Genomic DNA, 18,673 nt, shown 5'->3' with positions numbered 1-18,673 from the left:
GCGTCGCGTCCGCGACCTGGGATGCCGTGTCGTCCATGGTGCCTCCTGATGGGGTGCTCATGTCAGCGCCGCCTCGGCCAGCGCGACGTCGCGATAGGACGGGTCGCCGGGCCGGCAGATGTCGGAGTCCAGCAGCGCGGCGCAGCCCGGGCAGACGTACTGGCGCAGGACGAGCGTCTCGCGCAGCTGCGTCGCGGGGGCCAGGAACAGCTCCGGGTCGATCGCGTCGGGCGCCATCTCCAGGCGCCCGCAGCCGGCCCGGTAGCCCTCCTGCACCGTGCCCAGCACCTCGCCGCACGCGGCGCAGCACAGCCGCGGCGCGCCGTCGACGGCCCGGACGTCGACGGTCTCCAGCGCGAAGCAGATGACCCGGGCCTCGGCGGCGCTGCCCGCCCGCGTGGCCGGCAGGTCGGTCAGGGCGGCCAGGCGCAGCGCCCGCAGCTCGTCGCGGCGGGCCTGCGTGGCCTCGCCGTCGGCGGCCCCGTCGCGCAGGACGACGCCGTAGATCCGGTCGGCGTCGGCGGTGGTGAGCCGGCGCCGGCGGACGTCGTCGGCGACGAGCGCCGGCTCGCGCAGCAGCGGGTCGCCGTGCCCGGCCGCCAGCGGCGGCACGACCTCGAAGACGTCGCCGTCGGCCAGGCGGTTGTCGAACTTCTTGGCCGGCGGGAGGTCGCCGTGGGGGGCCATGGCCCGCAGCTCCTGCCCGTCGGCCGGCCACGTGCCGGCCGCCAGCCGGTCGCGGACCTCGGTGTCCAGGGCCGACCAGAACATCCCGGCGCTGCCCGGCAGCGCGCCCGACAGGCCGTTGGCCTGCGTCGCCGCCTGCATCATCCCGCCCGACGCGATGAACGAGGCGTCGGTGCCCCAGCCCGTCCAGCCCGTGGCCAGGGTCGTGCCGCCGCGCCAGCGGCCGTGGCCGCCGCTCGTCGGCAGCTCGCGCCGGTAGAGGTACAGGAACGGGATGACCCGCTCCCACTCCTCCGCGTTGCCGATGCGCAGCTGCGTGGAGATGAGGCCGCCGCCGTGGTCGATGCCGTCGCGGAACGAGCACGCGCCCGACCCGCCGCCGATCCCGTCGAACGGGAAGTTCGCGTACGGCGCGCCGTGGCGGTCGGTGCCGAACATCTGCGTGTAGGTCTGGGTGTGGATCGCCGAGGAGCCCAGCATGCTGCGGCGCTGCTCCGGCGCGCTGCCGAGCATCTTGCTCAGCAGGTACTGGGCCTGGGTGACCGAGTTCGTCGTACCCAGCGACGTGCTGCACGCCGCCGGGTGGCGCGCGGTGGTGATGGCCCCGAGGCTCGGCCGGAACTCCAGGCAGGCCAGGACGCCCGCGCCGCACAGGTACTGGTCCCAGGCCAGCAGCGGGAGGGCCGCGTGCAGCAGGGTGGCCCGCCACACGCCGGGGGTCATGTTGAAGGAGCCCACCGCGGGGTCGGTTCCGTCGTTGTCGAAGACGAGCGTGCCGCCGTCCTTGGTGATCGCGAGCTCCAGGCGGTAGAGCTCGGGGTCGCCCGGGAGCGCGCCGGCGCACAGCCGGACGTCGCGCCACGTGCCGTCGGGGACCGACTCCAGGCGCGAGCGGACGACCTCCTTGGTGTTGGCGACCATCGTGTGCATGACGCCCTTGACGGTCTCCGCGCCGTAGGTGGCGATGGTCTCCTCGAGCCGCGCGCGGGCGAAGTCCACCCCCGCGACCTGGGACTTGAGCTCGAGGTGGTTGAGCTCGGGCAGGCGCGAGCGGCGGATCCACGCGTCGACGAGGTCGGCGCGCCACTCGCCGGCGTCGATGAGCTTGAGCGGCGGGAAGCCCGTCGCCTCGTAGTACGTGTCCTTGGCCTGCTGCACGAAGCCGCCGGGCTCGATGCCGCCGACCTCCTGCTGGTGGACGCAGTTGTAGACCCAGCAGAACAGCTTGCCGTCCACGAACACGGGCGCGTAGACCGCGGCGTCCATCTGATGGTTGGTCCCCACCCACGGGTCGCACTGCGCGAACACGTCGCCCGGGTTGATGCCGACGTTGCCCGAGCGGTGCTCGAGCGTCCACTTGACGACGAGGTCGGCGCAGCCCGCGAAGAACAGGATGCCGGGGCCGAAGACGACGCCGTCGCCGAGCTCGGTCTGGATCGACACGCTGAAGTCCCAGGCGTAGACGGTCACCCCGGATCCGGAGATCCGGCGGATCGTGTGCATGTGGTCCTGGTTGATCGCCCACAGGCGCGAGCGGACGACCTCGTAGGTGATGGGGTCGATGTCGGTCGCCGCGGCCTCGTGCAGCGCCAGCCCCGGGTCGATCTCCAGCGCCCGGCCGTCGGGCAGGTAGCCCTCGTTGAGCGAGCGCCAGCGCTCGGAGTACTCCGACATCACACGTCCTCCTCGAGACGGCCGGCCGCGACGGCGGCCGGGCCGGTGGGGCGCACGGCGTCCACCTGGACGACGGCGTTGCCGTACTCGTCGATGCTCGCCCGGTGCCCCGGCCGGACCACGATCGTCGTGTCGGGCAGCTCGATGACCGCCGGGCCCTCCAGGGTCGTCCCGGGCTGCAGCCGCCCGCCGTCCCAGATCGCGGTGCTCGCGCGCGCGCCGAGCTCCTCCCAATGGACGTCGCGATGACCGCGCCGGGCGGCGCCGGCGTCGGCGCCCTCGGCCGGCGGGCGCCGCACGACCGACGGCTTGCGCACGACGCCCGAGACCTTGACGCGCACACCGGTGATGACGATGCCCGCGTCGGCGTAGCCCGCCTCGGCGCCGAACTGCTGGGCGTAGCGGCGCTCGAAGTCCTCCAGCAGCGCCGCGACGCTGTCGTCGGTCACCGGGCCGAGCGGCATCGCGGCCTCGACCTCGAAGACCTGCAGCCCGTACTTGCAGTTGGCGTGGCGCTCGAGGGTGATCTCCTCGGCGAAGCGCTTGTCGCCGACGGTGGCCTCGCGCGCCTGCTCCTCCAGCGCGGCGAACGCCGCGTCCAGCGCGCCGAGATCGTACGGCGCGGTGAGGTACAGCGCCTGGTCGAACGTGGCGGCCAGGTCGGCGACCGCGACGCCCAGCGCCGACCAGACCGAGGCCGTGTCGGCCAGCGGGACCACGAACTCCGGGACGCCGAGGCCGCTCGTGTAGATCCCGGCGTGCGCGCCGCCGCCGCCCCGAAGGCGTAGACGGTGAAGTCGCGCGGGTCCAGCCCGCGGCGCACGGTCATCGAGCGCATGAGGTCGCTCATGCGCTCGTCGGCGATGCGCACGATGCCGGCGGCGCACTCGTCGATCCCGAGGCCCAGCCGCTCGGCCAGCCGCCCGACCGCCGCGCGCGCGGCCTCGGCGTCGAGCTGCAGCCGGCCCCCGAGGAACGTCCCGGGGTCCAGGACCCCGAGGACCACGTCGGCGTCGGTGACCGTCGGCTGGGTCCCGCCGCGCCCGTAGCAGACGGGCCCGGGGTCGGCCCCGGCGCTCTGGGGCCCGACGCGCAGCGTGCCCGTGGCCTCGTCGATCCACGCGATGCTGCCGCCCCCGGCGCCGATGGACTGGACGTCGACGACGTTGAGGTAGGCCTCGTGGCCCTCGATGACGACGCCGTCGTTGACGACGGGCCGGCCGCCGACGATGACCGACACGTCGAGCGTCGTGCCGCCCACGTCGGTCGTGATCGCGTTGGGGCGGTCGATGACGGCGCCGAACTCGCTCGTCCCGATCACGCCGCCGACGGGCCCGGACTGCAGCGTGGAGACGGGCTGGCGCCGGATCCGCTCGCCGCGCGCCAGGCCGCCGTGGGACTGCATGAACAGGACGTCGCTGGCGTAGCCGCTGCGCTCGGCCTCGGCCTCGATGCGCCGCGAGTACTCGGCCATCTTCGGCGCGACGTAGGCGTTGAGCACCGTGGTCAGCATCCGCGGGTACTCGCCGACGCGCGGCGCGATCTGGTGCGAGAGCGACACGTCGAGCCCGGGGTGGCGGTCGCGCGCGATCTCCGCGACGCGCAGCTCGTGGCTCGGCTCGACGACCGACCACATGAAGCACACCGCCAGCGCCTCCACGCCGCGCTCGACGAGGGCGTCGATCGCCGCCGCGACCTCGTGCTCGGGCAGCGGCGCGACGATCCGGCCGGTCGTGTCGATGCGCTCGGCGATCCCGACCACGTCGTCGGGGTCGATGAAGGGCAGCGGCGGCTGGGAGCCGGGGAAGTCCAGCAGCTGCTCGACCGACAGGCCGATGCCGCGGCCGGCGTTGTCCATGATCCGGATCGTGTCGGTGAAGCCGCGCGTCGTCAGCAGCCCGACCCGGGCGCCGGTGCGCGTGACGACGGCGTTGATGGCCACCGTCGTCCCGTGGGCCAGGCGGTCGGTGGCCGCCAGCAGCGCACGGCGCTCCAGCCCGATCGCGGCGGCCGCCTCGTCGATGGCGGCGAAGAAGCCCTGCGAGGGGTCGGCCGGCGTCGTCGGCGCCTTGCCGACGGTGACCGCCCCGTGGTCGTCGACCACGGCGCAGTCGGTGAACGTCCCGCCGATGTCGACGCCGATCAGATAGCCCATGCCGGCGATCTCCTGGGGTGGCGGGGGCCGCCGGTGCGCGTCGTCGCGCTCATGCGGGCCGGTCCCCGGGGACGAAGCGTGCGGTGCGGCTGTCGACGCCGGGCAGCATGCGGGACGGGTCGCGCGTGACGACGACGTCGAGCACGGTCGGCACGCCGTCGCGGCGGGCCAGGTGCTCCTCGATCGCGCCGCGCAGGTCGGCGGGATCCTCGATGCGGCGCCCGTGGCAGCCGTAGGCCTGCGCGATGCGCCCGTAGTCGAGCTCGGAGAGGTCGCTGGACTGGTAGGCGCCGGCGCCGTAGACGCCGTGCTGCAGGGCCTTGACGTAGCCCGACGCGGCGTTGTTGACGACGATGAGCAGCACGCCCGCGCCGACGCGCCGCGCGGTCTCGAGCTCGCCGGCCGACATGTTCATGCCTCCGTCGCCGGTGAGGCCGACGACCGGGACGCCCGGCGCGGCGGTCGCGGCGCCGATGCTGCCGGGCAGGCCGTAGCCGATGGAGGCGAAGCCGCGGTCGGAGATGAACGTGCGCCCGCGCCGCCGGCTGTCGTAGAGCAGCCCCGTCCAGTGGCTGGCGAAGCCGCCGTCGGCCACGACGATCGCCTCGGCCGGCAGTGTCGCGTTGAGCTCGCCGATGAGCCGCGCCATGCCGATGGGCTGCTCGTCGCTCTCGTAGCGCGGGCGCGTGCTCTGCGCCCACGCGTCGCGGCGCGCCGCGACGTCGGCCAGGTACGCCGCGCGGTCGGGCCGGCGGTCGCCGAGCTCGGCGTCCAGGGCCAGCAGGCCCTCGCGGGCGTCGCCCCAGAGGCCCACGGCGGTGCGGGCCCAGTGGCCGATCTCCTCCGGGAGGATGTCGAGGTGGATGAGCGGCACGTGCGCCGGCGGCAGCGCGTAGCGGCGCGTGGCCACCTCGCCGAGCTTGCAGCCCACGACCAGGAGGCAGTCGGAGGCCTCGATGAGCTCGTTCGCGATCCGGCTGTAGCGGCCGAAGAGGCCGAGCGACAGCGGGTTGTCGCTGCGCAGGACGCCGGCGCCGCTCAGCGTGTGGGCGACGGGCAGGCGGTGGCGCTCGGCCAGGGCCTCGAGCGCCTCCGTGGCGTCGGAGAGGTGCACGCCGCCGCCGGCGAGGACGAGCGGGCGCTCGGCGGTCGCCAGCAGGGCGGCGGCCGACGCGACGTCCTGCGCGGCGGGCCGGGTGCGGCGCGCGGGCGCGCGCAGCGTCGCCGGGTCGCTCCACAGGTCGTCCTCGGCCAGCGCGACCTCGCCGTGCGAGACGTCCTCGGGGAGCGCGAGCACGACCGGGCCGGCGCGGCCCGAGGTGCTCAGGGCGAACGCGCGGCGCACGTGCTCGGGGATGCGCTCGGCGACCTCGACGCGGATGACGGCCTTGACCGCGGGCGCGAGGATCTCGAGCTGCCGCGCCTCCTGGGTCATGTGCCGGCCCGCGTGCGCCCGGTGCGGCTCGCCGACCAGCACGACGAGCGGGACGCCGGCGTTGAGCGACTCGACCAGGCCCGTCACGAGGTTCGTGGCGCCGGGGCCGAGCGTCGCGTCGCAGACGCCGGGCCGGCCCGTCACCCGGGCGTAGGCGTCGGCCGCGAACACGCCGGCGCGCTCGTCGTTGACGAGGTGGTGGGGCAGGCCCAGGCGGCGCACCGCGTCGTAGAACGGCAGCAGCTGGAAGCCGCCCATGCCCCACATGGGGCCCACGCCGTGGCGAGCGAACATCTCGGCGACCGCCTGGCCGCCGCTCATCGTGCGCGCCGCGCCTGGCTCGCTCATCGCACGCTCTCCGCCGCCGCCGCGGCGGCCGCCCGGGCCCGGACGAGGTCCGCGAACGCCCGGGCGTCCATCCCCGGGGACCCGCCGAGCGCGGCGGCCGCGTCGTTGACGGCCGAGAGCACGCCGTCCTCGTAGGTCGACCGGCCGTCGCCGATGCGGGCGCTGGCGGCGCTGACCGTGGCCGCCGCGATGCCCCGCGCCTGCAGCGCGCCGAGGCGGGTGGTGCCGGCCCCGCCGCCGGCGTCGTTGAACAGGGCCGCCCGCGCCGCGACGCGCAGCGCCGCCTCGGGCCGGCCGCCGACCAGGCCGCCGTGCGAGCCCGTGGCGACGATGGCGCCCGCGTCGGCCTCGCGGACCAGCGACGCGCTGTCCAGCGCCCAGATCTCGACGGGGCCGGGCGCGATGAGGTGGCGGCCCTCCTCCGGCGGCTCGGGCGCCGGGCGCGCGGTGGCCGCCGGCCGGCCGGCGGCCACCGCGACCGCGCGCTCCGTCCTCATCCCGGGCTGCCAGCCGCGCTCGCGGCCCGCGGCGTTGACGACGGACAGCTCGCCCCGGGCCAACGCGTCGGCGGCGTCGCCGATCCGCGCGCTGCGGTGGTCGACGGCCGCACCGGGGACGCCGGCGGCGTCGAGCAGGTCCAGGCCGGCGACGCCGGCGCGGTCGCGGCCGATGCTCGCGTCGTTGAAGATCACCGCCGCCACCCCGGCCCGCAGCGCCAGGGCCGCGGCGTAGCGGCCGCCGTGCGAGCCCGTGACCACGATCCGCCCGGCCGCCTGCGGCGACGCGCTGGTGATGCTGTCGAGGAGCAGCGCGTCCCGGCCGTCGGTCGCGCCCGGCCCGGCGGCTGGGGTCGTCGTGCTCACCCCGCCAACGTCTCACCCGCCGCGGCGTGGGCGCAACCACCACGTTCCTATCCGGCGATAGGGTTTTCCGATCGACGATGGATCTCCGGCAGCTGACCTACTTCCGCGCGGTCGCCACCCTCGGCGGCTTCCGGCGCGCCGCGGAGGAGCTGCGCATCGCCCAGCCGGCGATCTCGGAGCAGATCCGCCGCCTCGAGGCCGAGCTGGGGACCACGCTCTTTGACCGCAGCACCCGCCCCGTGGCGCTCACGCCCGCCGGGGAGCGGCTGCTGACCCACGCCAACCGGCTCCTGAGCGAGGCCGCGGCCGTGCTCGAGGACATGCGGGGCTTCGCGACGGAGCGCAGCACGCTGCGCGTCGGGACGCTGCAGTACCTGACGCTGCTGGACATCCCGGAGGTGCTGTCGCGCTTCGGAGCCGCCCACGCGGGGATCGAGCTCAACGTCACCGTCGGCAACACGGGCGAGCTGGAGGCGCTGCTGCTGCGCGGCGACCTCGACGTCGTCATCGTGCACACGGAGGGCGGCGTGCCCGGCGATCGCCTGACCGGCGAGCCGTGGCGGCGCGAGGAGGTCGCCGTCGCCGTGTCGCTCGAGCACCCGCTCTCGGGCCGCGAGGACGTCGCGGTGCAGGAGCTGGCCGACGCCCGGTTCGTGACCTCGCGGGTGGGCGGGCTGATCCGCGAGACGTTCCGCGCCCGCGCCCGGGCGGTGGGCTTCGATCCGGAGGTGGCGTTCGAGGCCTCCGACGTGGCGACGACGCTGAGCCTCGTCGGCCGCGACCTCGGCGTGGCGATCGTCCCGCGCTCGGTCCAGGCGCTGCACGCCGACAACGTCGTCGTGCTCCCCCTGCGCTCCACGACCGCGCTGGACGTCTGCCTGCTGCGCGACGCGCACCGCACGCCGACGCCGGCGATCGAGGCGTTCATGGGCTTCATGGCCAAGACGGGGAGCAACGCGCCAAGTTCCGGGGCCCGCTGATCCGATCGTCGGGCCATCGAGTAGGCCCGCGTATGACCAACATTCGTATCGAGGACCTCGATCCCTCGGGCGACCTGCGCCAGTCCGCGGACGACGCCGGCGCCTGGGATCCCACCGGGACCCGCCGCAACCTGCTGCGCCAGGCCGGGATCGGCGGCGCCGCGGTGTTCGGTGTCGGCGCCCTGCTGTCCCCGCTCGACGCGTTCGCCTCCGCGAGCGCCTCGCAGAAGGGCGAGTACTCCACGTCGGGCTCCAGGTCGATCCGTCGCGGCAGGCCCAACGCCAACGACGTCAAGATCGGCAACTACGCGCTGACGCTCGAGTACCTCGAGGCGGCCTTCTACGCGGCGGCCGACAAGGCCGGGTACCCCGACGCCGACATCGCCGCGGCCGCCAAGACGCTGGCCGCGCACGAGGCGGCCCACGTCGCCGCGCTGAAGAAGGTCCTCGGCAAGGCCGCCGTCAAGGCTCCGACGGTGAACCTCGACACGGTCGGCAAGCTCCTGGCCGACCAGAACACGTTCATCAAGACGGCCGCCTCCATCGAGCCGGTGGGCACCGCGGCCTACGCGGGCGCCGGTCCGTACCTGAACAACCTGGCGATCGTCAAGGCGGCGCTCTCGATCCACTCCGTCGAGGCCAACCACGCCGCCTACACCGCGGCGCTGGTCAAGTTCAAGGGCATCGACCCGTCGATCGACCCCATCCCGAACTCGTTCAACCCGGCCTACTCGTTCAAGAAGACGGTCAAGATCGTCTCGGGCCTGAACATCGTCACGGGCAGGCTGCAGCCGTAGCACCCCGCCGGCACCGTGGCCCCGTCGCCATCCGCGGCGGGGTCACGCCCCGGCCGGCTCGTGCACGGTCACGTGCCGGGCCATCACCGCGTCGTCGAGCTGGAGGCCGTCGCGGTAGGGCACCGAGAACCCGTAGTGCGCGGCCTCCGCGCCGGGATCCTCCTCGCCGGCCAGCATCCCCAGCGCCTCGGGGACCCCGATCCGGCGCAGGGACTCCTCCACGCGGCCATCGCGCGAACGCGCGGCGCGGGCCGCCAGCACCCGGTCGCGGTCGGCCTGCGCCACCGTCGTGCTCGACTCGGCGGCCAGCCGGACGAGCTCCTCGGCCGCCGGCGGGCAGCTGAGGACCACGTCGGCGCCGGGCGTGGCGCCGTCGGCGCCGAACGCCACCGCGGTGCGGATCCGCGCCAGGGCCGGCGCGATCGTCTCGCGCAGGCACGGCCGTGCACGCACGGGGCCGTCCTGCACGACGAGGCGGGTGACCGCGCGGTCGTTGAGCGCCGCGATCAGCGACTCCGAGTCGCCGTCGGCGACGACGACCTCCTTGTGCTCGGGCCAGATGTCGAGCTGGCCGTGGAAGCCGTGCACGGCGCCGGCGTGCAGGACGTAGAAGTCGGGGTAGACCCAGAACGGCTCGCCCCGGTCGCGCCAGAACTCGTAGTGCCGGGTGATCGCGGCGAGGATGAGCCCGCCGATCGCCAGCCCGGCGGCGGGTGTGCGCAGCACGAAGGCGAAGCGGTCAGCGACGTCGAGCCCGGGGAAGACGTCGTCGAACGTCGCAGGCGTGCCGCCGACCGTGATCCCGAAGTCGCCGCCCCTGAGCATCCCGATGGTGTGCAACGGTCCCTCCCGTGTCGTGCGACCCGTCGCGCCGAGCCTACCCCGCGCCCACCGGCGCGTGGCGCGGACCGCGGCGGCGGCGATTGCGCCATGCTCCCGGGACCGCCGGACCACCGCCGACCGAGGAGAAGCATGGCCGACAGCCGATTCGCCGTCACCGAGCTCGAGGACCTGCCGCCGGACCTGCGCGAGCGGGTCGGCGTCATCCACGAGAAGTCCGGGTTCGTGCCCAACATCTTCCGGGCGCTGGGGCACCGGCCGGACGAGATGCGGGCGTTCCTGGACTACCACGACGCGCTCATGGAGCGCAGCGACGGGCTGAGCAAGGCCGAGCGCGAGCTCATCGTCGTCGTCACCTCGGGGGCCAACCACTGCACGTACTGCGTGGTCGCCCACGGTGCCATCCTGCGCATCCGTGCCAAGGACCCCGAGCTGGCCGACCGCGCGTCCACGAACCCGTGGAGCGTCGAGCTCGACGACCGGCGCCGAGCCATGGTCGACCTCGCCCTCGCGCTGACGCGCGAGCCCGAGCGCTTCGGCGACACCGACCTGGACGCGGCCCGCGCGGCGGGCCTCACCGAGGACGAGATCTGGGACGTCGGGTCGATCACCGCGCTGTTCGCGCTGTCCAACCGCCTCGCGCACCTGACGGCCCTGCGGCCGAACTCCGAGTTCTACACGATGGGTCGCGCGCCCCGGGCCTAGGCCGCGCGAGCGAGCGGTGGCGCCGGACCGCGGCGCGGGTGGATGGGAGCGCCAGGATCGCCGTGGACCCGCAACGGCGGGTCAAGAGCCCGGCTGAGCGTTGCGTGAGCGCGGCGCTCAGGCCGGTGCGGCGCCGATCTCGGCCAGCGTGAGGGCCAGGACGGGGGAGATGGCGGCCTTCTGCCAGTGCATGCCCGCGCGCCGCGAGGCCCACGGCCCCGCGTCCAGCGCGCCCTCGAGCACGAACTTCAGCGCGAGCAGGCCCGGCACCTCGTGGCGCACGGCCCGCGGCGCGCCGAGCAGGCCGGCGACGAGCTCGGCACCCAGGTGGGCCTCCAGCGTCGCGTAGGCGCCGGCGTCGGCTGCGACGACCGTCAGGTCCAGCGTCGTGCCCTTGTCGCCCGAGCGCCCGCAGGCGATGTCGCCGACCGTCAGCCCACCCATACGATCTCCTCCCGGACCTCGGTGCGGTCGATGCGCCCGTCGACGACGGCGACGTGGTCGCGGCGCTCGGCGCGGATCCCGCCGCCGGCCGCCGGCCCGGCCATCGACAGCCAGTAGAACTCGTCCTCGACCGCCCGCGCCATGTCCTCGTCGGCGCAGGCCACCGAGGCGTGCACGCGCACCTCGGGCGGGTCGCAGCGCAGCGGCGCCGACGCCGGGCCCAGCAGCGAGTCCACGCCGACGAGGTCCAGGGTCGGATCGGCGGCGCCCAGTGCGGCGAAGCGCAGGCGCAGGACCTCGGCCGCCTCCCGCGCACGGGCCAGGGCGTCCACGCAGGCGAAGCCGATCTCGACGTCGACCATCGCGCCGGGCAGCGCCACGAAGCCCGAAACCTTGAGCTGCGGTGGCACGCCGCGGTGGCGCGCCCCGGAGACCCGGACGCGGTCGGGGCCGACCTCCTCCACGGAGATCCGCGTCATGTCGATGATTCCGTCGGGCGTGATGTAGGCCGACGGGTCGTGGACCTCGTAGAGCAGCTGCAGGGTGACGGTCTCGCGGTTGACGCAGCCCTGCGCGCCCGGCAGCAGGGCGATCTCGGCGCTGCCGTCGCCGGAGACGTGCGCGACCGGGTAGCCCAGGTCGGCGAGCTGCTCGGGCGTCAGGCGGCGCCCGCCGGGGCCGGTGTAGTTGCCGCCGGTGACCTGGCCCGTGCACTCGAGCAGGTGGCCGACGACCAGGCCGCCGGCGAGCGCGTCGCCGTCGTCGGCCAGCGCGTCGCGCAGCGTCCCCGCGGCCAGCGCGCTGTCGGCCACGCGGCCGGCGATGACGATGTCGGCACCCTCGCGCAGCGCGCGGGCGATGCCCTCGCTGCCCGTGTAGGCGTGGGCGCCGAGCCACTCGCCCTCGGCCGGCGCGTCGCTCCAGGCCACGTCGCCCATGCGGTCGCCGAGGTCGTCGCCGACGACGGCGGCCACCCTGAGGCGCCCGTGGCCGAGCTCGCCGGCCAGCGCCGCGACCTCCTCGGCCGCGCGCTCGGGGTCGGCGGCCCCGAGGTTGGCCACGATGCGGCAGCCGTGCTCGGCGGCGGGCCCGAGCAGCGGGGCCAGCCGCAGCCGCAGCCGCGGGTCATGGCCGGCCACGCCCCGGCGCCGCTGGCGCAGCGCGTGGACCATCGTGCGCTCGGCCAGGCACTCGAGCGTCACGTACTGGACCAGGCCCGAGGAGGCCAGCGCCACCGCGGGGTCCAGGCGGTCGCCGGCGAACCCCGCGCCGCCGCCGACCGTCGCGACGGGCGCGCTCACCGCAGCATCACCCGGCCAGCGTGGGGTCGAAGACGGGCTTGATCTCGCTCATGCTGAGCATGGCCTCCAGGCCCTCGGTCACGTTGTGCAACCCATAGCGGTTGCCCAGCATGCGGTCCCAGCCGAAGCGGTCGCGGTGGTCGCGCAGGAAGACGAGCGCCTTGGAGTACACGTCGGTGTCGCCGCTCATCGACCCGATGACGCTGAGCCCCCGTGTGACGATCCGCGAGGGGTCGATGCTCTGCGGACCGCCGCCGAGCGTGCCGACGACGACGTAGCGCCCGTTGGCCCGCACGATCTCCACGCCCTCCGCGAAGGCGCCGGGCGCCCCGGACAGCTCGAAGGCCAGCCGGGGGCCGCCGCCCGTGATGGACCGGATGGCCTCCAGCCGCGCCTCGGGCGTCGGGTGCTCCTGGATGGAGATCGTGTGCGTCGCGCCCCACTCGCGGGCCAGCTCGAGGCGGTCGTCGGGCGCGCCGACGACGATGAGCTGCCGCGGCCCGTGGGTCGAGAGGATCGCGGTGGCGAACAGGCCCAGGGGGCCCGCGCCCTGGACGACGACGGAGTCGTTGAAGTCCACGCGCCCGGCCTTCTCGACGGCCTGCACGCACGTGCGCAGCGCGCAGCTGCCGGCCGACGCCCACTCGCTGGCGACCTCGTCGGGCACGCGCAGGCGCCCGGCGCCGGGCGAGATGTAGCCGTACTCGGCGAACGCGCCGAGGAAGTGCGGGGGCCCGGCGCAGCTGCGCAGCGGCGCCATCTGGCGGTTGGCGCACAGCGTGGTGGCGTGCTCGACGGTGCAGAGCTCGCAGTGGTGGCACGGGACGCCGGCCCAGATGATCCGGTCGCCGATGGTCAGCGGCGTGCCGACCGAGTCCAGGTCGGTGCCGGCACCCATCGCGATGATCGAGCCGACCATCTCGTGGCCGAGGATCAGGGGCAGCGGGATCGTGTAGGACTTGCCCAGCTCGCCGCGCCAGATGTGGAGGTCGCTGCCGCACATCGTGCCGGCCTCCATGCGCACCAGGATCGCGCCCGGCTCGGGCTCGGGCAGCGGGAACTCGCGGATCGCCAGCGGCTCGTGGTAGGTCTCCAGGACCGCGGCGCGACCGGTCTGCACGGACAAGGGACGATGACCTCCGGGGCACGGGGGGCGGCGCCGGCGGCGCCGGGTGAAGGCCCATCCCACCACGGGCCCCACGGCCGGGCCACTGGCGCAAGCACCAGTCCCGCGGGCGACGCGGCTCGACGCCGCAGGGTCCGGTGGGTCAGGATCAGCACCGGTGCTCGAGCTGATCCTCACGAACCTGCGCCGGCGCAAGGCACGGACGGCCGCCACGGCGCTGGGCATCGCGCTCGGCGTGGCGACGATCGTCGCGCTGCTCTCCATCGGCTCGGGCATCAAGCGCACCGCGGGCGAGCTCGTCCACCTCGGCCAGGCCGACCTCGGCGTCTTCCAGTCCGGTGTCACCGACCCGACCGCGTCGCTGCTGCCGCTCTCGCTGGGCGCGCGGCTGGAGGCCCGCCCCGACGTCGCGGAGGCCACCCCGCTGCTGCTCGTCATCGAGGGGGTGCGCCAGGACCCGGCGGCGGTCGTGTTCGGCGCCCGCCCCGAGGGGTTCTTCGCCCGCCGGCTCGTGGCCGTGCAGGGCACGTCGCGGCTCGGCGGGCGCTCGGTCGCCGTGGGCGACCGCCTGGCGCGCGAGCTGCGGCTGAAGCCCGGCGGGACGCTGACGGTCAAGCGCCGGCGGTTCACCGTCGCCGGCATCTACCACACGGGCGTCTACTTCGAGGACACCGGCGCGGTCATGGACCTCGTCGCCGCCCAGCGGCTCACGGACCGCCGTGGGGAGGCCACGACGTTCGCCGTCCAGCTCGCGACGGGGGCCCACCACGCCGCCGCGGTCAAGGCGATCCGCCGGGCGCTGCCCGGGCTGCAGATCATCGGCACCGCCGATGACGCCGAGCGCGCGGGCGCCAACGGGGAGCTCGTGCGCAACACGGTGTCGATCGTCGCGACGCTGGCCCTCATCCTCGGCGGCCTGGGGGTGACGAACACGATGGCGATGGCCGTCCTGGAGCGCCGGCGCGAGCTCGCGCTGCTCAACGCCCTGGGGTGGCGCCGCGGCCGCGTGGCGCTGCTCGTCCTGGCCGAGGGGGTCATCACGAGCATCGGCGGGGCCGCGGTCGGGCTGCTGCTCGGCACCCTCGGCGCCGGCTGGCTGGCCCAGGGGCTCGGGGTGTCGGCGGTCGTCACGCCGCACGTCACGATGGCCACCATCGGCCAGGCCGTGCTCATCGGCGGCGCGGTCGGCGTGCTCGGCGGCCTCTACCCGGCCTGGCGCGGCACGAGCATCTCAGGCGCTGAGCTGCTCGCTGCCGGCACGTAGCTCGGCCGGCCGGTCCACGAGGCGGCCGTCGTGCAGGTGCAGGACGCGGTCGGCGCGGGCGGCCACGAGCGGGTCGTGGGTCACCACCAGGACCGTGGTGCCGCGGCGCGCGCGCACGTCGGCGATCAGGTCCAGGACGCGGTGGGCGGCGGCGCTGTCCAGCGCGCCGGTCGGCTCGTCGGCCAGCAGCAGCCGGGGCTCGTTGGCCAGCGCCCGCGCGACGGCCACCCGCTGGCGCTCGCCGCCGGACAGGTGCGCGGCCAGCTCGCCGACGCGGGGGCCGAGATCGACCTCCTCCAGCAGCTCGGCCGCGCGCGCCCGGCGCGCCGTCCGGCGGTGCATGGTGGGCACGAGCGGCAGCTCCACGTTGGCCCGCGCGGAGAGGTGCGTGAGGAGGTGGTGGTGCTGGAAGACGAAGCCCACGACCTCCTGGTGGTAGCGCGCGCGGTCGAAGTCGTGATCGTGCAGGGCGACGCCGTCGACGGCGATCGACCCCGAGGTCGGGCGGTCCAGGGCGCCGATGAGCGACAGCAGCGTCGTCTTGCCCGAGCCCGACGGGCCCGTCAGCGCGACGAACTCACCGGGCTCCAACGTGAGGTCGACGCCGTCGAGCGCCAGGATCCCGTGGCCGTGGTCGCGCCGCAGCCCTTGGGCGACGACGCGCGCCCCGCCGGGCGGCGGCCCGTCCGCGCCGGGAGAGGCCTCCTCACCGTCGGACACGGATCTTCCGGTCCACCTTCACGGTGCCCTTGCCGGCGACGCGGATGACGACCCGCAGGGTCAGCGGGATGCCCGCGGCCCGGGCGGGGAACAGGAGCGTGTCGCGATAGCGGCCCGTGAAGCCGTAGGGCCGGTGCGCCGTGCCGGCCCGCTTGCCCGGGCTCGGGTACTGCGTCGAGACGACCTGGCCGTCGAAGAGGAACTGGTAGAAGGCGGTCGCCCGCAGGTTGCGGCCCGACGCGGTGCGCGCGGTGACGGTGATGACCCAGCCGTGGTCCGCACGGGGCTGCGCCTTCGGCGTGCTGACCCGTCCGACGAACGGCGCCGCCTGGGCGGGCGCGGCGACCGCGAGGGTGGCGGCGAGGGCGGCGAGCCCGAGGATGGGGGAGCGGGAACTCATCGGGAGGGTCTCGACATCACGTTCCGGGGTGTGGCCCAGGATACGCGGGCGGCCGGAGGCCCGTCGGCGCCGCGCCCGCGACCGCCTCGGCCAGCGCCTGCGCCGCGGGGCGCGAGACGTGGCCGAGCTCCTCGCGAGCGCGGCGGTCGTCGAAGCGCATGGGCACGCGCGCCAGCCGGACCTCGTCGAGGACGAGCAGCCGCGGCTCGCGGCCCAGGGGCCGCAGGGCGGCGTCGGCCACACGCGCGGCGCCGTAGGCCACCCCCCACGGGACGGCGAGCCGCGGGGCCGGGCGTCCGGCCGCCCGCGCGACGGCGGCGAACACGTCGCGCATCGCCAGGTCCTCGCCGCCCAGCAGGTAGCGCCGTCCGCTGCGGCCGTGCTCCAGCGCGCGGAGGTGCCCGGCGGCGACGTCCTGGACGGCGACGACGTTCAGCGCGCCGCCGGCGAGGTAGGCGCGGGCCCGGCCCGAGGCGACGTCGCGGATCATCCGCCCGGTGGGCGTCGGGCGGTGGTCGCCCGGGCCCACGGGCGTCGTGGGGTTGACGACGACGACGTCGTGGCCCTCGGCGGCGGCGGCCAGGGCCAGGCGCTCGCCGTCGTGCTTCGTGCGCTTGTAGGGGACCGCGAGCTCCCATGCCGGCGGGGTGTCGTCCTCGTCGGCGGCGCGCCCGGGGACCGGCCCGCATGTCGCGCACGAGCTCGTGTGCACGACGCGCACCCCGGTGCGGGCGGCGGCGTCGAGCACGCAGCGCGTGCCCTCGACGTTGACGGCCTGCATCGCGGCGGCGTCGGCGCGGGCGTAGGAGTAGACGGCGGCGAGGTGGAACACGGCATCGCAGCCGTCCAGGGCGCGGCGCACCGCGGCGGGGTCGAGCACGTCGCCGGCGATCGGTTCGGCGCCCACGGGCACCCGCCCGGCGTCGCGGTCCAGCCCGCGGACGTCGGCGCCCGACGCCAGCAGCGCCCGCGTGACGTGTCCTCCGATGAAGCCGCCGGCGCCGGTGACCAGGGCCCTCACGCCGCCGACCGGCGGCGCGAGCGCGGCAGGGCGTTGCCCGCGAACGTGCGCATGAGCCGGCCGTAGGCGCCGGCGGGGCGCTCGGCGCGCGCGACGACCTGCTCGAGCGCGGAGGCGAACGAGCGGATGTCCTCCTCCGTGGCCACCAGCGCGGGCAGCGCCTTGACGACGTTCATGCGGTGCCCGGCGACCTGGCAGAGGATGCGGTGCTCGTGGAACAGCGGAACGGTGAGCAGCTGTGCGGCGATGCCGGGCTGCAGGCGCTCGGCGGCCTCCCAGACGCGCAGCGCGGCGCCGCCCGACGGCGGGCCGAGCTCGATGGCCCACATGAGCCCGAGGCCGCGGACGTCGTGCACGATCTCGTAGCGGTCCACCAGCGGGCGGGTCAGCTCGAGCAGCAGCTCGCCCAGCCGTGCCGCGCGCGCGACGAGGTCCTCCTGCTGCAGGACGCCCAGCGTGGCCAGCCCGGCCGCCGCGGCGAGGTCGTTGCCGCCGAAGGTCGAGCCGTGGCGGACGCCGCGCTCCATGCCGTCGAAGACCGCGTCCATCGCCGCGCGCGAGGCCAGCACACCGCCCGTCGGGATGTAGCCGCCCGACAGCGCCTTGGCGACGCAGATGAGGTCGGGCTGCAGATCCCAGTGCTCCAGGGCGAAGAACCGGCCCGTGCGCCCGATGCCGGTCTGGACCTCGTCGCAGACGAACAGCGTGCCCGCGGCCCGGCACGCGGCCTGCGCGGCCGGCAGGTAGCCCGGCGGGGGCAGGTGGACGCCCTTGCCCTGGATGGGCTCGACGATGAACGCCGCGACGTCGCCGCGGGCCAGCTCGGCCTCCAGGGCGGCCAGGTCGCCGAAGGGCACGGCGTCGCAGCCGTCCAGGAGCGGCCCGAAGCCGGCGCGGAACTCGTCGTTGCCGTTCAGCGACAGCGCCCCGAGCGTCAGGCCGTGGAACGCGTGCTCGGCGAACAGGATCCGCGGGCGCCCCGTCGTGGCGCGGCTCAGCTTGATCGCCGCCTCGACGGCCTCGGCGCCGCTGTTGGCCGGGACCATCGCGGCGATGCTGGCGGGCGCCCGGGCGACGAGCTGCTCGGCCAGGACGCCGGGCAGCAGGGACACGCCGAGCTGGGGCAGGTTCGGCGTCGCGGCCTCCAGCGTGTCGCGCAGCGCCCCGATGACCGCGGGGTGCGAGCGTCCGACCGCGAACACGCCGTAACCGCAGAGCAGGTCGAGGTACCGCGCCCCCGTGTCGTCGACGAGGTGGGCGCCCTCGCCGCGGACCCACGTGCGGTCCAGTCCCAGCGTCCGGACGATGCGGCCGAGCTGCGGGTTCAGGTAGGCGTCGTTGAGCGCCATCGTGTCCGGTCGGCGTTCGGACAGCACCTCGGCGACGCTGGGCACCCGCTCGGTCATGGGATGAAGCCTAGGCGTCCGCGCCATCTGGCGGCCCGAAACCGTTGGGGCGCCACTCTTCCACCGCGGCCACGTCGAGCTCCTTCGGGTTCTCCGAGGTCCTGGTCGTCGCGACCGTGCTCCGGCGGCGAGGACGACAAGGGCAGGGGCCAGGGCGACGGGGACGGCGGCTGAGGCGGGGCTACACTCGGGGGACGGGCGTCTACCGGGAGGGTCCGCGTGATCCGCAGCTGCTGTCCATCATGTCGCCTGCGCTTCTCCGACGCGGCTCCCGAGGTGCGCCTCGTCGCCTGCCCGTTCTGCGCGCAGCCGCTGCAGCAGCGCCCGATCGCCGAGACCCTGGGCTTCCGGCTCATGGCGCTCGACGAGCCGGCGCCGACGCCCGCGCCGGCCCGGCGCAGACCCGGCGTCTGAACCCACCGCACGGCCCGCCCCGTACCTCCCGCATGGTCGAGCACACGGAGACCTCCGGGCCGGAGACCTCGCCGCTGACCGGCGGCGAGCAGG

17 protein-coding genes and 1 pseudogene are annotated in these 18,673 nt (G+C 75.5%); 5 read left to right on the top strand and 13 right to left on the bottom strand.

Annotated elements, in window-relative coordinates:
• Window positions 1-57 precede the first annotated feature (57 nt).
• The 5 genes and pseudogenes from FSW04_RS03580 to FSW04_RS25610 form a co-directional block, all read right to left on the bottom strand.
• On the bottom strand, window positions 58-2,361 hold the full coding sequence (locus FSW04_RS03580; RefSeq protein WP_146916339.1) for a hydantoinase B/oxoprolinase family protein: 2,304 nt from the start codon (window positions 2,359-2,361) through the stop codon (window positions 58-60).
• Window positions 2,361-3,080, bottom strand: a complete 720-nt coding sequence (locus FSW04_RS26725) for a hydantoinase/oxoprolinase family protein (protein ID WP_228430860.1) — start codon at window positions 3,078-3,080, stop codon at window positions 2,361-2,363. Before FSW04_RS26725 ends, FSW04_RS03580 begins: the two co-directional genes overlap by 1 nt.
• Before the next feature lie 107 nt (window positions 3,081-3,187).
• Window positions 3,188-4,516 (bottom strand): annotated as a pseudogene (locus FSW04_RS03570) (hydantoinase/oxoprolinase family protein); the annotation flags it as partial.
• A 49-nt stretch (window positions 4,517-4,565) separates the two neighbouring features.
• Window positions 4,566-6,299 (bottom strand): thiamine pyrophosphate-binding protein, encoded by a 1,734-nt coding sequence (locus FSW04_RS03565; RefSeq protein WP_187369220.1) that lies wholly within the window; start codon window positions 6,297-6,299, stop codon window positions 4,566-4,568.
• A complete protein-coding gene (locus FSW04_RS25610; RefSeq protein WP_228430858.1) occupies window positions 6,296-7,162 on the bottom strand; it encodes a hypothetical protein in 867 nt (288 codons plus the stop codon). Before FSW04_RS25610 ends, FSW04_RS03565 begins: the two co-directional genes overlap by 4 nt.
• A 77-nt stretch (window positions 7,163-7,239) precedes the next feature.
• Here FSW04_RS25610 and FSW04_RS03560 point away from each other — a divergent pair, with 77 nt between their 5' ends.
• Window positions 7,240-8,142: a LysR family transcriptional regulator gene (locus FSW04_RS03560; RefSeq protein ID WP_146916331.1), complete on the top strand. Its 903-nt coding sequence runs from the start codon at window positions 7,240-7,242 to the stop codon at window positions 8,140-8,142.
• Between the two features lie 32 nt (window positions 8,143-8,174).
• On the top strand, window positions 8,175-8,939 hold the full coding sequence (locus FSW04_RS03555; protein WP_146916329.1) for a ferritin-like domain-containing protein: 765 nt from the start codon (window positions 8,175-8,177) through the stop codon (window positions 8,937-8,939).
• 42 nt (window positions 8,940-8,981) lie between these two features.
• Here FSW04_RS03555 and FSW04_RS03550 read toward each other — a convergent pair whose 3' ends face one another.
• Window positions 8,982-9,779: a hypothetical protein gene (locus FSW04_RS03550; RefSeq protein ID WP_146916326.1), complete on the bottom strand. Its 798-nt coding sequence runs from the start codon at window positions 9,777-9,779 to the stop codon at window positions 8,982-8,984.
• Window positions 9,780-9,911: 132 nt separating this feature from the next.
• Between FSW04_RS03550 and FSW04_RS03545 the strand changes: the two genes are divergently transcribed.
• The gene (locus FSW04_RS03545; RefSeq protein ID WP_146916324.1) at window positions 9,912-10,484 is read left to right on the top strand and encodes a peroxidase-related enzyme; all 573 of its coding nucleotides are present in this window, start codon (window positions 9,912-9,914) and stop codon (window positions 10,482-10,484) included.
• A 117-nt stretch (window positions 10,485-10,601) separates the two neighbouring features.
• Here the strand turns inward: FSW04_RS03545 and FSW04_RS03540 are convergent, their stop codons facing one another.
• Genes FSW04_RS03540 through FSW04_RS03530 form a run of 3 tightly spaced genes read right to left on the bottom strand, consistent with a single transcriptional unit; the run spans window position 10,602 to window position 13,349 of the window.
• Window positions 10,602-10,928, bottom strand: coding sequence for an AtuA-related protein (locus FSW04_RS03540; protein ID WP_146916322.1), 327 nt, complete (start codon window positions 10,926-10,928; stop codon window positions 10,602-10,604).
• Window positions 10,916-12,229, bottom strand: coding sequence for an acyclic terpene utilization AtuA family protein (locus FSW04_RS03535; protein ID WP_146916319.1), 1,314 nt, complete (start codon window positions 12,227-12,229; stop codon window positions 10,916-10,918). The genes FSW04_RS03540 and FSW04_RS03535 overlap by 13 nt, the downstream gene beginning before the upstream one ends.
• A 7-nt stretch (window positions 12,230-12,236) precedes the next feature.
• Entirely contained in the window at window positions 12,237-13,349 is a 1,113-nt protein-coding gene (locus tag FSW04_RS03530) for a zinc-binding dehydrogenase (RefSeq protein ID WP_228431380.1), read from the bottom strand.
• 163 nt (window positions 13,350-13,512) lie between these two features.
• On the opposite strand from FSW04_RS03530, the gene FSW04_RS03525 reads away from it, so the two are divergent.
• Window positions 13,513-14,619: an ABC transporter permease gene (locus FSW04_RS03525; protein ID WP_187369218.1), complete on the top strand. Its 1,107-nt coding sequence runs from the start codon at window positions 13,513-13,515 to the stop codon at window positions 14,617-14,619.
• On the opposite strand, the gene FSW04_RS03520 is transcribed toward FSW04_RS03525, so the two are convergent.
• Genes FSW04_RS03520 through FSW04_RS03505 form a run of 4 tightly spaced genes read right to left on the bottom strand, consistent with a single transcriptional unit; the run spans window position 14,587 to window position 18,166 of the window.
• On the bottom strand, window positions 14,587-15,339 hold the full coding sequence (locus FSW04_RS03520) for an ABC transporter ATP-binding protein (protein WP_146916313.1): 753 nt from the start codon (window positions 15,337-15,339) through the stop codon (window positions 14,587-14,589). The genes FSW04_RS03525 and FSW04_RS03520 overlap by 33 nt on opposite strands.
• The gene (locus FSW04_RS03515; RefSeq protein ID WP_146916310.1) at window positions 15,326-15,739 is read right to left on the bottom strand and encodes a hypothetical protein; all 414 of its coding nucleotides are present in this window, start codon (window positions 15,737-15,739) and stop codon (window positions 15,326-15,328) included. Before FSW04_RS03515 ends, FSW04_RS03520 begins: the two co-directional genes overlap by 14 nt.
• A 16-nt stretch (window positions 15,740-15,755) precedes the next feature.
• Entirely contained in the window at window positions 15,756-16,760 is a 1,005-nt protein-coding gene (locus FSW04_RS03510; protein WP_146916308.1) for an NAD-dependent epimerase/dehydratase family protein, read from the bottom strand.
• Window positions 16,757-18,166 carry an aspartate aminotransferase family protein gene (locus FSW04_RS03505; protein ID WP_146916306.1) on the bottom strand — a complete coding sequence of 470 codons (1,410 nt, stop codon included), beginning with the start codon at window positions 18,164-18,166 and terminating at the stop codon, window positions 16,757-16,759. The genes FSW04_RS03510 and FSW04_RS03505 overlap by 4 nt, the downstream gene beginning before the upstream one ends.
• Before the next feature lie 276 nt (window positions 18,167-18,442).
• Between FSW04_RS03505 and FSW04_RS25605 the strand changes: the two genes are divergently transcribed.
• On the top strand, window positions 18,443-18,580 hold the full coding sequence (locus FSW04_RS25605) for a hypothetical protein (RefSeq protein ID WP_187369217.1): 138 nt from the start codon (window positions 18,443-18,445) through the stop codon (window positions 18,578-18,580).
• Window positions 18,581-18,673: the final 93 nt, after the last annotated feature.

Origin of the sequence: Baekduia soli, from assembly GCF_007970665.1 — a bacterium.
Classification (GTDB): Bacteria; Actinomycetota; Thermoleophilia; order Solirubrobacterales; family Solirubrobacteraceae; genus Baekduia; species Baekduia soli.
This window is presented reverse-complemented; position numbering and strand designations above follow the sequence as displayed.

Coding starts and splice junctions, on each gene's coding strand:
- FSW04_RS03560 (WP_146916331.1), top strand. CDS start 7,240: ATGGATCTCCGGCAGCTGACCTACTTCCGCGCGGTCGCCACCCTCGGC.
- FSW04_RS03565 (WP_187369220.1), bottom strand. CDS start 6,299: ATGAGCGAGCCAGGCGCGGCGCGCACGATGAGCGGCGGCCAGGCGGTC.
- FSW04_RS03540 (WP_146916322.1), bottom strand. CDS start 10,928: ATGGGTGGGCTGACGGTCGGCGACATCGCCTGCGGGCGCTCGGGCGAC.
- FSW04_RS03505 (WP_146916306.1), bottom strand. CDS start 18,166: ATGACCGAGCGGGTGCCCAGCGTCGCCGAGGTGCTGTCCGAACGCCGA.
- FSW04_RS03555 (WP_146916329.1), top strand. CDS start 8,175: ATGACCAACATTCGTATCGAGGACCTCGATCCCTCGGGCGACCTGCGC.
- FSW04_RS03545 (WP_146916324.1), top strand. CDS start 9,912: ATGGCCGACAGCCGATTCGCCGTCACCGAGCTCGAGGACCTGCCGCCG.
- FSW04_RS03515 (WP_146916310.1), bottom strand. CDS start 15,739: ATGAGTTCCCGCTCCCCCATCCTCGGGCTCGCCGCCCTCGCCGCCACC.
- FSW04_RS03580 (WP_146916339.1), bottom strand. CDS start 2,361: ATGTCGGAGTACTCCGAGCGCTGGCGCTCGCTCAACGAGGGCTACCTG.